Below are 12,631 nucleotides of genomic sequence, written 5' to 3' on the forward strand. Positions count from 1 at the left end.
AGTGAGGGCCTTGCCACATCTGGTGAGGCCCTCACTCACGCTGAGCCATGGAAAGCATCCGCGCGTCCCAGCAGTCCGTCAGAGGGATCAGGTCTTCCTCGCCAATGGCGAGCCTCGATCGTGGAAAAATTCTCGTCGGATCGAACGTCGGACGTGCGTGCGCGCCGAGCCCGAGCGGATACGGTCCGCAGAAGGCTTCGCGGAGGAGGAAGAGTTCAGTGTCCGTTGAACTTGCACGCGATGCCGCATCCCTCCACTTCGACCGCCCCTGCACCGTTCGGGGGCGGAAGAACTCCCGCTCTCCCGCCCTCCTAGCCTCCGCTCGGCAAGAGCCTCGAGACCTCTTCAGATACCCCCGGTAAGGGCGCGTGCTGTGCAGAGAGGATGGCAGCGGCTATGACGCCTCGCCGCTTACGGCCTCCGCGAGGCGTAGCAACAAGTGGATCTACCGAATTCCGTTTCGGCGCACGAATCTTCGAGACAGCCTTCTCCGGCCTCTATCGCCCGGCAGAACACTGCAGGTGAGAATGCCGTTGCGAAGGCGCGCGCATCCTCACCGCCGCTTCGAGATCCCCCGCAGCAGGCGCGCGACGGCTCGGCGGCCCTGGTCGGCCGAGTCGAAGCCCGACGCGGCCGCGAGACGCGCGTACTCCCCCTCCGCCCGGTCCACCCCGCCCAGCCGGGCGCGCAGGGTCTCGGCTCGCGCCCGGTCGAGCACCTCGCACGCCGTGCGCTCGCCCGTCTCGAAGGCGCGCTGCAGAGTCCGCGCCGTCACGCGCAACTCGCTGGCGAGCCGCGTGACGGTGAACGCCGGATCGCACCGGCGTGCGGCGAGTACCGCGAGCGCCTCCGGGTAGACCTCTTCAGGGCTACGCCGATCGAGGTCGGAGGCGGCGGAGTCGAGGACCGCGGCGAGCAGGTTCTCGCTCGCGCGGACCGTGAGGGGCGAGAGCATCGCTTCCGGCTCGCCCTGGATCAGGCTGTTCGTGAACCCTCGCGCCGACCCCCAGACACCCTGCCGCACCGGGAGCGCCACGCCGAACAGCGCCAGGGAGGAGAGCCGGTCGAACCGCGACGCGTCGAAGCGCCACAGGTAGCGGGCGGTCGGCTCGTGCAGCTCCGTCGTCGAGCCGAGCGCTCCGTCGAGGACGATCAGGTCGTGCGGCGAGTAGGGGGTCTCGACCCCGTCGTGCACGATCACGCCCGTCCCCTCTTCCGGTAGGACCATCGACACGGCGCCGGGCTCCATCACCGACTGGTAGGTGCCCGTACGCGACCACGCCCGGCCGAAGTGGTAGCCGCGCAGTCCGGCCGACTCGAGGCGGAGGCCCGGGGCGTGTGTTGCCGACCACCCCAGGGCGCGGAGCGGCTCGGCGGGCGGTCGATCGATCACACGACGGAAGGTAGCCGCTCAGACGCCGGGGCGGAGAACCTCCGGCAGGATCGGACGCCGTCGGTGTCGGCTGCCGCAGGCGTGCATGCCTCGACAGCAGAACCCGCACCCGCGGTGTCGGAGGCTCCCCCTAGGCTCGGAGGCATGACTGTCGACGCCGCCCGGACCTCCACGCGCGCGCCGCTGTCGCCGCCGCTGCGCCGCCGCCGGGCCGCGATCTTCGCCTTCATGCTCACGATCGGCATCGGCCTCGCCTCGTTCATCGTGCGCACCCCCGCCGTGCGCGATCTGGTGCAGGCGAGCACCGCCGAGATGGGGCTCATCCTCTTCGGCATCTCGGTCGGCTCGATGACGGGCATCCTCTGCTCCGCGGCCCTGGTGCGCCGCTTCGGCGCGCGCCGGCCGATCATCATCGGAGGCGCCTCCTTCGTCACCGGCCTCGCCCTCCTCGCCGGCTCGGCCGGTCTGGGCCAGGGCATCGGAGTGTTCATCGGGCTCGTCGGCGTCGGCGCCGGCTTCGGCCTGGCCGAGATCGCGATCAACATCGAGGGCGCCGCGATCGAGCAGGCCTCCGGCCGGTCGATCCTGCCCGTCCTGCACGGCTGCTACAGCCTCGGCTCGGTGATCGGCGCGCTCGCCGGCATCGCGATGACGGCGATCGCGTTCCCGGTCTGGATCCACCTCCTCGTCGTCTCCGCCCTCGCGCTGGCGGCGATGCTCTGGGCGGTGCCGAAGATCCCGGCGACCACGGGCCGGCAGGAGGCGGGCGGCGCGGGCTCCCCCGGACTCGGCGCCCAGCTCGCCGTCTGGAAGCAGCGGCGCATCGTGTTCCTCGGCCTCATCGTCCTCGCGCTCGCCCTCGCCGAGGGCTCGGCCGGCGACTGGCTGCCGCTGATCATGGTCGACGGCCACGGGGCCAGCGCGACGGTGGGCTCGCTCGTCTTCGCCGGGTTCGCGCTCGCCATGACGATCGGCCGCTTCTCGGGCGAGCCCCTCCTCGCCCGCTTCGGCAAGCCCGCCGTGCTGTGCGTCAGCGCCCTCGTGTCGGCGGCCGGGATCGCGCTCGTCGTCTTCTCCGACAGCGTCGTCGTCGCCGGCCTCGCCGTGCTGCTCTGGGGGCTCGGCGCGGCGCTCGGCTTCCCGGTCACGCTGTCGGCCGCGGGCGAGAGCGACGACCCCACCACGACGGTCGGCGCGGTCGCCGCCGCGGGCTACGTCGCGTTCCTCGTCGGGCCGCCGCTGCTCGGCTTCCTCGGCGAGCACTACGGCCTCCGCGGCGCGATGATCGTCGTGCTCGTCGTGGTCGCGGGCGCGTCCCTCCTCACCTCCGCGGCGCGGACGCCGAAGCCCGCCGCGCCCTAGACCCCACCCGGCCGAGGCCCGCCCCGCTCGCCGAGAGAACAGGCGGGCGCCGCTCCGGAAAGGGATCCAACTCCTGCCATGATTGGATCCCGGCCGGCAGTTCGGCCGCTCGATCAGGGGGGATCACGCCGTGACCATCCAGGGCGACAACGCACTCGTCGACGATCTGGCCGCGCGCATCCGCGCGAAGATCATGTCGGGAGAGATCCCGATCGGCGCCCCGCTGCGCCAGGCCGATCTCGCCTCGCAGTTCGGCATCAGCCGCACGCCGGTGCGCGAGGCCCTTCGCCAGCTGCAGACCGGCGGGCTCATCGAGGTCGTCCCGAACCGCGGAGCCGTCGTGCGCGTGCCGGTGCCGTGGGAGGTGCGCGAGGCCTACGAGGTGCGCGCCGAGCTCGAGTCGCTCGCCGCCCGCCGCGCCGTCGACCGCCTCGACGACGCGACCATCGCCGAGCTGCGCGCCGTCAACACCGCCATGTACGAGCGTTCGCTGGCCGTCGCGGCCGGCACCGCCGACGACCGCGACGGCACCGCGAACGACCAGTTCCACGGCCTGATCTACCGGGCGTCCGGCAACACGCGCCTCGGCCGCATGCTCAACGAGATCAACGACGCCTTCCCGCGCAACGTCTCGGGCCTGGTGCTTCGCGAGAACTCCCGCCACCGCGAGGAGAACTTCCGAGAGCACGAGCAGATCGTCGAGGCCTTCGTGGCCGGCGATCGAGACCGCGCCGCCGACATCATGCGCGAGCACGTCCTCCGCGCCGGCGAGCACCTCGCCCACTGGTACGAGCGCCGCTCCTCCACGGTCTTCACGGGCTGACGCCGCCTCCGTAGCCGCGACGCGGCGCGAGCGTAACCCCCTCCCCCGACCGATGAGCGCGGCGGAGGGTTGAGCCATGAAACGACTCCGATACGCCGGCGGCAGCCTCCTGGTCGGGGACACCGTGGCCCACGCTCTGCTCGCCTACGCCCGCGATCTCGCGCTCGAGCGCACCTCCGACACCGTGATGCTCGTGGGCCTCACCGAGGACGGCGACCGGGACGAGGCCGAGATGCTGATCGGCCCGTCCAGCCAGCTCTTCGCCGACAGCGCCGGGGGCCCGGAGGGGCTCCCCGGGGACGAGGCGATCGTCACCGAGATGGAGGCGCGCCGGAGCGGTCTCCGGCCGCACCCCGTCCGCCTCGAGGACCAGCAGGCGGCCGAGGAGCCCGAGTGGTACTCGGAGTGGCCGACCGACACCTCGTCGCGCCCCGACTGACCCCTAGGCCGGTCGGCCGCTGGTCGCCCGGGGGATCATCGTCGGCGGCAGCACGATGTGGTCGTCGCGACCGCCGTCGACCAGCATCCTCACCGCGCTCTGCGCGATCAGGTCGAGCGAGGCCCGGACGCTGCTGAGCGGCGTGGGCAGGTGGCGCGCGAGAGGGATGTCGTTGTACCCGACGACCGAGACGTCGCCCGGAGTCGTGAGGCCGTGGCGGGCGATCGCCGCCATCGCGCCGATGGCCGCGTGATCCGTGACTCCGAAGACCGCGGTCGGCGGGTGCGGCAGGGCGAGGAGGCGCTCCATCGAGTCGTCGCCCTCCTCGACCGAGAACCCCGCGCCGACCACGAGGGCGGGGTCGGCGTCGAGCCCGAGCTCGGCGACCGCCCGACGCGCCCCGGCGAGGCGGCCGACGGCGCTGGAGGCGTAGCGGGGTCCGCAGATCAGACCGATGCGCCGGTGACCCAGGTCGCCGAGGTGGCGGACGGCGAGGTAGCCGCCGAGCTCGTCGTCGGTCACCACGCTCGGGCTGACCCCGTCGGCCCGCAGCGCGAGGACGTGCGGGATGCTCTCGGCGCGCAGCTCGCCGGGCAGGCCGTCGTCGAGGCGTGCCGTCGTCAGGATCAGCGCGTCGACCTTGCGGGACAGGAGGGAGCGGGTGGCCTGTCGCGCACGCTCCGGGTCGTCCTGGGTCGTCGCGACGAGGGCCGAGAGGTCGTGGTGCTCGCACTCGCGCGCGATCTCCTCGTAGAGGATCCCCATGACGGCGTCCGACAGCCGCGGCACGAGCACGCCGATGGTGCTGGTCCCCCGGCGGCGGAGGCTGGACGCCGCGTGATCGCGACGGTAGCCGAGCTTCTCGGAGGCCTCGCGCACCCGCTGCGTCGTCGCCGACTCCCGGGCCGTGCTGCGCGGATCGAGGATCCGCGACGCGGTGGAGATGCTCACCCCCGCGAGCTCTGCGACGTCCTTGAGAGTCGCGCCGTGCAGGAAGTTCTGGCTCATCCTCGGCCCCGTTCGCGCCGCCGACGGCCGCCGTCGACGGAGCCGATGCTACCCGGCGCCACGCGGTGCCCGTCGCCGTGCGGGGGGCGGCGGACCCGGGGAAGGCCGGGCGCCGACCGATTCCCGGACCGGCGGGGTCTTGACAGGATCGCGCCCGCCCCGCATGCTTGCAAACGTTCCCAATAACGTTCGCATCATCGGGATGCGGCACTCGACGAAGAGTTTGGAGAGACCGATGAGCCTCGACCTCCGCGGACTGAACCCCGCCCCCGTGACCCCGTTCACCCCCGAGGGTGACATCGACTTCGACGCGATCCAGCGCCTCGGCTCCTGGCTGGGATCGATCGACGGCGTCAAGAGCCTCGTGGTCCTCGGCCACGCCGGAGAGGGCACCTTCCTCACCGTCGACGAGCAGCTCAGCGTCATCCGCGCGTTCGTCGACTCGACCGAGGGCCGCGTGCCCGTCATCGCCGGCATCACCGGCGAGGGCAACAAGGTCGCCGCGCTCGAGGCCGAGCGCGCGGTCTCGGCGGGCGCCGCCGCGGGACTCGTCTACCCGTCGCACGGCTGGCTGCGCTTCGGCTACCAGACCGGCGCCCCGCAGACCCGCTACCAGGAGATCTACGAGACGAGCGGCCTGCCGCTCATCCTGTTCCAGTACCCCGACAACACCAAGGCCACCTACGACCTCGACACCCAGCTCGAGATCGCCGGGCAGGAGGGCGTCTTCGCCACCAAGAACGGCGTGCGCAACATGCGCCGCTGGTACACCGAGATCCCCGCCCTGCGCGCCGCGTACCCCGAGCTGCAGGTGCTGTCCTGCCACGACGAGTACCTCCTGCCCACCATGTTCGACGTCGACGGCCTGCTCGTCGGCTACGGCAACATCGCCCCGGAGGCGCTCATCGAGCTCATCGAGGCCGGCAAGGCGCAGGACTACCCCCGCGCCCACGAGATCCACGAGCGCCTCCTCCCCGTCACGAAGGCCGTCTACCACCGCGGCTCGCACATGGAGGGCACGGTCGCGCTCAAGTGGGGCCTCGTGAACCGCGGCATCCTCGACCACGCCACGGTGCGCACCCCGCTGCTCCCGCTGCCCGCGGGTGCCGACGCCGAGATCGCGGCGGCCTTCGCCTCCGCCGGACTCGACCGGGTCGGCGTCCCGGCCTGATCCCCCCGGGGGGCGGGGCGCCGATCGATGCCGCCCCGCCCCTCCGCACCACTCGTAGACTCACCGGTCGTATGCACCGGCGCCGCTCGCGGCACCCCTGGTCAATGAAGACTGCGCGGCCGCGGCCGCACCTGGCGCAGAAGGAGGCTCCCCTCATGGGCGAGCGCACCAAGACTCGGGCCTCGGCCCGCACCCCCGGCACCGGCTACGGCCGGATCTCGACCGAGACCATCCGCACGATGGTCGATGCGCGCAAGAAGCGGCGCTCCCTCTGGCAGCAGCTCGCACTGATCGGCCCCGCGTTCGTCGCCGGCGCCTGGCAGTTCGGGCCCGGCAACCTCACCACTGCCGTGCAGGCCGGCGGCGCGTTCCAGTACGCGCTCATCTGGGTCATCGTCGTCTCGACGATCCTGATGATCGTCCTGACCGACATGAGCGTGAGACTCGGCATCACCTCGCCGGTCTCGCTGATCTCCTCGATCAAGGACCACCTGGGCAAGGGTGTCGGCGTCGTCGCCGGCGCGGGCGTGTTCCTCATCACCCTCTGCTTCTCGGTCGGGAACGCGGTCGGATCAGGACTCGGGCTGTCGATGCTCTTCGGCGGCTCCCCCGTGATGTGGACCGTCATCTGCACGGTCGCCGTGGCGAGCCTCCTGCTGCTGCGCAACGTCTACCGAGTGATCGAGAAGGTCCTCGTCGTGATCGTCGCGCTGATGGCGATCGCGTTCATCGGCAGTGCGTTCATCGCGAACCCCGACTGGGTGCAGGCCGCATCGGGTTTGATCCCCACCGCGCCGGACGGCTCCTGGCTGCTCATCATCGCCCTCGTCGGCACCAACTTCAGCATCAACGCCGCCTTCTACACCGCCTACGGGACGAAGGAGCGCGGACGCACGGCCGAGGACTACCGCGACGTGACCGTGGTCGACACGGTCCCGGGCATCATCGCTCCCGGAGTCATGACCGCCCTGGTGATCGTCGTCGCCTCGGCAGTGCTCGGGCGGACCGGCGAGGCCGCACCCACGATCGTGGCGCTGGCCGGGGTCTTCGAGCCCCTGGCCGGACCGGTCGGCTCGACCGTCTTCGCCCTCGGGTTCTTCGGAGCGGCCTTCTCGTCGATGATCGCCAACGCGACCGCCGGCGGCACGATGCTCTCGGACGCCGTGGGGCGGGGGCCGTCGTCGAACTCGCTCACCGCGAAGATCGTCAGCGCCAGCATCCTGGCCTTCGGAGTCGTCGTCACGCTGGTCTTCCAGTCGTCCCCGGTGCAGCTCATCGTGATCGCCCAGGCGCTGACCGTCTTCGTCGCACCGGTGCTCGCCGCACTGATCATCATCATGGCCAACCGCCGCGATCTGATGGGCGCCCTGCGCAACCGCTGGTGGCAGAACGTGCTCGGGATCCTCGGGCTCGCCGCGGTGCTGGCGCTCTCGGGACGACTCCTGATGACCTTCGTCTCGGGCAGCTGACCCCGCGCGAGGAGCCCCGGAGACCGCGACGCGGCTCCGGGGCTCCTCGCGTCCCCCGGAGCGGTGGGCGCGCTGCGGGGACGACTCGGGAGCCGCCGGGTCAGGCCCCCGCGACGGTCGAGCCGCGCACCAGCAGCTCGGTCGGCAGGATCGTGGTGCGCGGGACGTCCTCGCCCGCGAGCACCCGCACGAGCACGGAGGCCATCGTCTCGCCGAAGCCGGTGGTCGGCTGGCGCATGGTGGTGATCGGGGGGTCTCCCGCCTGCGCGAAGGTGTCGCCGTCGAATCCGGCCAGCGCCACCTCCGCCGGCACGCGGAGACCGCGGGCGCGCAGCACCGTCAGGGCGCCCGCCGCCATCTGGTCGTTCGAGGCGAAGACCGCGTCGATCGGGCGACCGGAGTCGAGCAGTCGCCTCATCGCGGCGGCTCCGTCGTCGAGGGTGTAGTCGCCGTACTCCACCAGGGAGTCGTCGAGACCGGCCGCGACCACGGCCGAGCGCCAGCCGGCGAGGCGGTCGATCGCCGCGGGCATGTCCTGGCGGCTCGCGATCATCGCCGGGTGGCGCCTGGCGAGACCGAGCAGGTGCTCGGCCATCGACCGGGCCGAGGCGACGTTGTCGACGTCGACCACGTACCCGTCGCTCTCGTCGGTGAGCGGCCGGCCGCCGAAGACCATCGGGAGGGAGGAGGCGGTGCGCGCGTAGGAGTGGTCGCCGCTGTGGTGCGACACCACGAGGGCGCCGTCGACATTGCCGCCGAGGAGGTAGCGGCGGGTCTTCTCGGGCGTCGCCTCCGACGCGATGACGATGTTGAGGGTGTACTCGGTCTCGGCCAGGCGCAGCGCCGCCCCCTGGACCACGGAGGCGAAGAACGGATCCGCGAACACCTTCGCCGTCGACTCCGGGACCACGAGCGCGATCGCGCGGGTGCGCCGGCTGGCGAGCGAGCGGGCCGCCAGGTTCGGCACGTAGCCGAGCTCGTCGATGGCGCTGCGGACGGCGCGGACCGCGTCCTCCTTGACCCGCGGGGAGTTGTTGACGACGCGGCTGACCGTGGCGCGCGAGACTCCGGCGAGAGCGGCGACGGCCTCGAGGGTGGGCGCGGCGGATGCGGTGTCGTTGCTCATGCGTGCCTCTCGATCGGGTGGATCCGAGGCTGAGAGTAGTCGAGCGGAGTCGGCGGACCGCCGCGCCCCCGGAGGCCACTCCGCTCTTCACGGCCCCGCGCGGGTCGCCTCCGGCACCGGGATCAGCCCTTCACGGCTCCGCCCATGATCCCCGCGATGAGCTGCTTGCCGGCGAGGACGAACAGCACGAGCAGCGGCACGATCGACAGCACCGCACCCGCGAGCACCACGGAGTAGTCGACGTAGTAGCCCGACTGCAGCTGCGCGAGCGCGGTCTGCAGGGTCGGGTTCGTCGGGCTCAGCACGATCAGCGGCCAGAGGAAGTCGGTCCAGGCCATCATGAACGTGAACAGCGCCAGGATCGCCATCGCCGGTCGCGCGGCCGGCACCGCCACGGTGAGGAAGGTGCGGAACTGGTTCGCCCCGTCGACCCGCGCCGCCTCGATCAGCTCGTCCGGGATGACGTCGACCAGGTACTGGCGCATGAAGAACACGCCGAACGCCGTCACGAGGGTCGGCACGATCACGGCGCCGAGCGAGCCCGTCCAGCCGAGCTGCCGCATCAGGATGAACAGCGGGATGATGCCCAGCTGCGTCGGGATCGCCATGGTGGCGACGACCGCGATCATCAGCCCGTCGCGGCCGCGGAACCGCAGCTTCGCGAAGGCGTAGCCCGCCAGGGTCGAGAACGACACGACCGAGAGGGTGATGATGCCCGAGACGATCACGCTGTTCAGCAGCGCCGTCCAGAACGGGATCGCCGTGAAGACCGTGGCGGCGTTGGCGAGGAAGTTGCCGCCCGGGATCAGCGGCAGGGTCTCTCCGCGGGTCGAGTTCGAGCCGCTGGCGACCACGAACGACCACCACAGCGGATAGGTCGAGCCGAGGATGAAGGCGCTCAGCAGCCCGTAGGTGAGGAAACCGGGGCGGTCGACGCGGCCCGCACCGCGCCGGCGCAGGCCACGACGGACGGGGAAGGGCGCGGTGGTGGCAGGGGCGGTCATCGTCCGCTCGCCTTCTGGCCGAGGCCGGTCGAGGTCAGCAGGGGGTCGGTGGCGGCGATCTCGTCAGCCGTGGCCTTGCGCCGCCTCCGCTTCGAGACGACGCGGTTCTCGACGGAGGCGATGCGCCGCGAGATCGCGAAGTTGACGAGTCCGATCAGGACGATCAGGAGGAAGAGGAGCCAGGCGACGGCCGCGGCCTCGCCGAAGTTCTGGCGGAAGAACGCCATCTCCCACAGGTAGAGGACGGTCGTCTGGAACTGGCGGTCCGAGCCTCCGATGCCGCCGGCGTTCGACACGTCGAAGAGGCGCGGCTCGGCGAAGATCTGGAGGCCGCCGATGGTGGCGGTGATGATCACGAAGATCAGGGTCGGGCGGATGTTCGGGATCGTGATCGAGACGAAGCGGCGGAACGAGCCCGCGCCGTCCAGCGCCGCGGACTCGTGCAGATCGCGCGGCACGGCCTGCATCGCGGCGAGGAGGATCAGCGCGTTGTAGCCGGTCCAGCGCCAGTTGACCATCGACGCGATCGCGACGTGGCTGGCGAGGCGGTCGTTCGTCCACTCGATCGGAGCGATGCCGACGAGGCCGAGGAGGTTGTTCACGAGCCCGTCCTGATCGCCGAAGATGCTCGAGAAGATCAGCGCCACGGCCACGGGCGAGACCACGTAGGGCAGCAGCACGCTCATGCGCCAGAAGGTGCGGGCGCGCAGCGACTGGTCGAGGGCGGCCGCGAGCAGCAGCGCGACGGCGAGCTGCGGGATCGTCGAGATCAGGAAGATGCTGAGGGTGTTGCCGATCGAGTTCCAGAAGAAGCGGTCGCCGAGCACGGCGGCGAAGTTGCCGAGGCCGACGAAGTCGCCCTGGCCCTGCAGCAGCTGCCAGTCGTAGAGCGACACGACCAGCGTGTAGACGAGCGGGAACGCTCCCGTGATCGCGAAGAGCACGAAGAACGGCGAGATGTAGAGGTAGGGCGACGCCTTGACGTCGAAGCGGCTCGCGCGCTGACGGAAGGTCAGCGGGAGTCGCGGGGCGGGGCGCCGACCGGCCGGCGGCGCGGCCGCGGTGGGCGGAGTGAGGGTGCTCGTCATGACGCTCTCTTCGAGTCGGAGGGCCCGAGGGCCCCCGGTCCGGCGGCGGCCGGACCGGGGGCCCTCGGGGCGGAGGGAGTGGGTCAGTCGACGAGCTCGTCGAGGAGCGAGAGCGCCTCGGACCAGCCCTTGTCGCCGTCGAGCTCGCCGCGGTCGACCTTCTGCAGGACGGGGCCGAAGACGTTCTCCTGGATCAGCGAGTCGTCGGGGCCCTTGTACTGGGCGACGACTCCGTCAGCGCGCTCGGCGAGGATCGCGCCGGTCGGTGCTCCGCTGAAAGCGGGGTCCGCCTCGGCCGCGGAGGCCAGGTCGCCCTGCGCCTCGGTGGTGCTCGGGAACGGGCCGGCGACGTCGAACGCCTTCAGCTGCTGCTCCGGCTCGCTGAGCCACGAGGCGAGCGCCGCCGCCTCAGCGGGGTGCTTCGACTGCGTGGGCACCGAGAGGAACGACCCACCCCAGTTGGCGGGGCCGCCGGGGAACACGTCGGCGAAGTCCCAGCCGGTCGCCTCCGGGTCGCCGCCGCCGGCCTCGACGTTGCTCTTCACCACGCCGAGCATCCAGCCCGGGCAGACGAAGGTCGCGAAGGTGCCGTCGGTGAACGACTTGCCCTTGTTCCAGTCCCACGCCTTCTGACCGGCCGAGAGACCGGAGGCGGCGCCGTCGGCGAGCCAGCCCCAGCGCTCCTCGAGCTCGGCGTTGCCCTCGACGTTCAGCTCGCCGTCGGAGGTGTAGTAGCCCTCGGGGAGCTGGTTGACCATGGCGTTCCAGACGAATCCGGAGTGGTCGTACCAGGCCTTGCCCGTGGCGTCGTGGTACGTCTGACCGGCTGCGAAGTAGTCGGCCCAGGTCGCGTCGTCGCCGCCGAGCAGCTCGGCGACCGCCGCGCGATCGGTCGGAAGGCCCGCGGCCTCGAACGCGGCCGTGCTGTAGCACAGGCCCTCCGGTCCGATGTCGGTGCCGTAGCCGATGACCCGCCCGTCGGGGTCGGTCGCCTGCTGGTACTTCCAGTCGACCCAGTCGCTCTTGCGGTCCTCGATGCCGTAGTCGCGGAGGTCGACGAACTGGTCGGACACCTCCATGACCGAGCCGAGCCAGCCCTCCTCGATCGCGACGACGTCCGAGAGACCGGAGCCGGCGGCGAGCTTCGTGAAGGCGTCGGTGCGGGCGTTGCCGCCGGTGTCGATGTTGTTGGGGACGATGGTGACCCCGGGGTTGGCCGCCTCGTACTCGGCGTAGAGGTCGTCGAACCCCATGGTGCCGAAGGTCGTGACGGTCAGTTCGATGTCGCCTCCGTCGGCCGCGTCGGAGCCCGACGAGCATCCGGTGACGATCAGGGCGAGGGCGGAGGCGCCGGCGATCGCCGCGGCGATCCTGGTGCGTCGTGAAAAGGGCACGGTCACTCCTTCGTGAAATGGTGAGGGCACGTCGTAGAGCGCTCTCACACGGCTGTGTCGTATCCGTGAGAGCGCTCTCACGAGGTGTGCTGTGAGCATACGGAGAGGTTCCGGACGAGGTCAAGAGTTTTGTGAGAGCGCTCTCTTTGCCGAAGTGCGGTGGGTTTTTGAAGTCGTTGAAGGACGGAACAGGTGGACACCGCGCGGCCAACGATCGTCAACTCAGTCGGCGCCACTAGCAAATCGGCCACCCCTGACCCACGCAGCCGATCCAACAGGCGATCGGGGTGCGCCGTTACAACTCGACGAACAGCGCACTCGAGTCGTCTCTCAGCGCCGCTCTCGCGGGCATCA

At 71.2% G+C, this 12,631-nt stretch carries 11 protein-coding genes; 5 read left to right on the forward strand and 6 right to left on the reverse strand.

All coding sequences use genetic code 11. From position 1 onward, the window contains the following. Window positions 1-553 precede the first annotated feature (553 nt). On the reverse strand, window positions 554-1,393 hold the full coding sequence (locus tag GSU68_RS17960) for a hypothetical protein (protein ID WP_159909996.1): 840 nt from the start codon (window positions 1,391-1,393) through the stop codon (window positions 554-556). Window positions 1,394-1,537: 144 nt separating this feature from the next. Between GSU68_RS17960 and GSU68_RS17965 the strand changes: the two genes are divergently transcribed. From GSU68_RS17965 to GSU68_RS17975, 3 genes are all read left to right on the forward strand, one after another. Further along, window positions 1,538-2,755: an MFS transporter gene (locus tag GSU68_RS17965; protein ID WP_159909997.1), complete on the forward strand. Its 1,218-nt coding sequence runs from the start codon at window positions 1,538-1,540 to the stop codon at window positions 2,753-2,755. Between the two features lie 130 nt (window positions 2,756-2,885). Beyond that, window positions 2,886-3,578, forward strand: coding sequence for a GntR family transcriptional regulator (locus GSU68_RS17970; RefSeq protein ID WP_208544615.1), 693 nt, complete (start codon window positions 2,886-2,888; stop codon window positions 3,576-3,578). A gap of 76 nt (window positions 3,579-3,654) precedes the next feature. Next, window positions 3,655-4,017, forward strand: a complete 363-nt coding sequence (locus GSU68_RS17975) for a hypothetical protein (RefSeq protein WP_159909998.1) — start codon at window positions 3,655-3,657, stop codon at window positions 4,015-4,017. A 3-nt stretch (window positions 4,018-4,020) separates the two neighbouring features. Here the strand turns inward: GSU68_RS17975 and GSU68_RS17980 are convergent, their stop codons facing one another. Continuing rightward, window positions 4,021-5,025, reverse strand: coding sequence for a LacI family DNA-binding transcriptional regulator (locus tag GSU68_RS17980; protein WP_159909999.1), 1,005 nt, complete (start codon window positions 5,023-5,025; stop codon window positions 4,021-4,023). Window positions 5,026-5,260: 235 nt separating this feature from the next. Between GSU68_RS17980 and GSU68_RS17985 the strand changes: the two genes are divergently transcribed. Together GSU68_RS17985 and GSU68_RS17990 are read left to right on the forward strand one after the other, a co-directional pair. Then, entirely contained in the window at window positions 5,261-6,196 is a 936-nt protein-coding gene (locus GSU68_RS17985; RefSeq protein WP_159910000.1) for a dihydrodipicolinate synthase family protein, read from the forward strand. 155 nt (window positions 6,197-6,351) lie between these two features. Beyond that, on the forward strand, window positions 6,352-7,665 hold the full coding sequence (locus tag GSU68_RS17990) for an Nramp family divalent metal transporter (RefSeq protein ID WP_208544616.1): 1,314 nt from the start codon (window positions 6,352-6,354) through the stop codon (window positions 7,663-7,665). Between the two features lie 100 nt (window positions 7,666-7,765). Here GSU68_RS17990 and GSU68_RS17995 read toward each other — a convergent pair whose 3' ends face one another. The 4 genes from GSU68_RS17995 to GSU68_RS18010 all read right to left on the reverse strand — a co-directional run bounded on the left by GSU68_RS17995 (window position 7,766) and on the right by GSU68_RS18010 (window position 12,277). Then, entirely contained in the window at window positions 7,766-8,791 is a 1,026-nt protein-coding gene (locus GSU68_RS17995) for a LacI family DNA-binding transcriptional regulator (protein ID WP_159910001.1), read from the reverse strand. 122 nt (window positions 8,792-8,913) lie between these two features. Then, the gene (locus GSU68_RS18000; RefSeq protein WP_159910002.1) at window positions 8,914-9,795 is read right to left on the reverse strand and encodes a carbohydrate ABC transporter permease; all 882 of its coding nucleotides are present in this window, start codon (window positions 9,793-9,795) and stop codon (window positions 8,914-8,916) included. After that, the gene (locus GSU68_RS18005) at window positions 9,792-10,883 is read right to left on the reverse strand and encodes a sugar ABC transporter permease (RefSeq protein WP_159910003.1); all 1,092 of its coding nucleotides are present in this window, start codon (window positions 10,881-10,883) and stop codon (window positions 9,792-9,794) included. Before GSU68_RS18005 ends, GSU68_RS18000 begins: the two co-directional genes overlap by 4 nt. 83 nt (window positions 10,884-10,966) lie before the next feature. Next, entirely contained in the window at window positions 10,967-12,277 is a 1,311-nt protein-coding gene (locus GSU68_RS18010; protein ID WP_244259334.1) for an extracellular solute-binding protein, read from the reverse strand. Window positions 12,278-12,631: the final 354 nt, after the last annotated feature.

The organism is Rathayibacter sp. VKM Ac-2759, assembly GCF_009834225.1.
Lineage (GTDB): Bacteria > Actinomycetota > Actinomycetes > Actinomycetales > Microbacteriaceae > Rathayibacter.

Bases quoted from the DNA above. Each gene is read 5' to 3' on its own strand.
- GSU68_RS17965 (WP_159909997.1), top strand. From the start codon at position 1,538: ATGACTGTCGACGCCGCCCGGACCTCCACGCGCGCGCCGCTGTCGCCG.
- GSU68_RS17975 (WP_159909998.1), top strand. From the start codon at position 3,655: ATGAAACGACTCCGATACGCCGGCGGCAGCCTCCTGGTCGGGGACACC.
- GSU68_RS17980 (WP_159909999.1), bottom strand. From the start codon at position 5,025: ATGAGCCAGAACTTCCTGCACGGCGCGACTCTCAAGGACGTCGCAGAG.
- GSU68_RS17985 (WP_159910000.1), top strand. From the start codon at position 5,261: ATGAGCCTCGACCTCCGCGGACTGAACCCCGCCCCCGTGACCCCGTTC.
- GSU68_RS17990 (WP_208544616.1), top strand. From the start codon at position 6,352: ATGGGCGAGCGCACCAAGACTCGGGCCTCGGCCCGCACCCCCGGCACC.
- GSU68_RS17995 (WP_159910001.1), bottom strand. From the start codon at position 8,791: ATGAGCAACGACACCGCATCCGCCGCGCCCACCCTCGAGGCCGTCGCC.
- GSU68_RS18000 (WP_159910002.1), bottom strand. From the start codon at position 9,795: ATGACCGCCCCTGCCACCACCGCGCCCTTCCCCGTCCGTCGTGGCCTG.
- GSU68_RS18005 (WP_159910003.1), bottom strand. From the start codon at position 10,883: ATGACGAGCACCCTCACTCCGCCCACCGCGGCCGCGCCGCCGGCCGGT.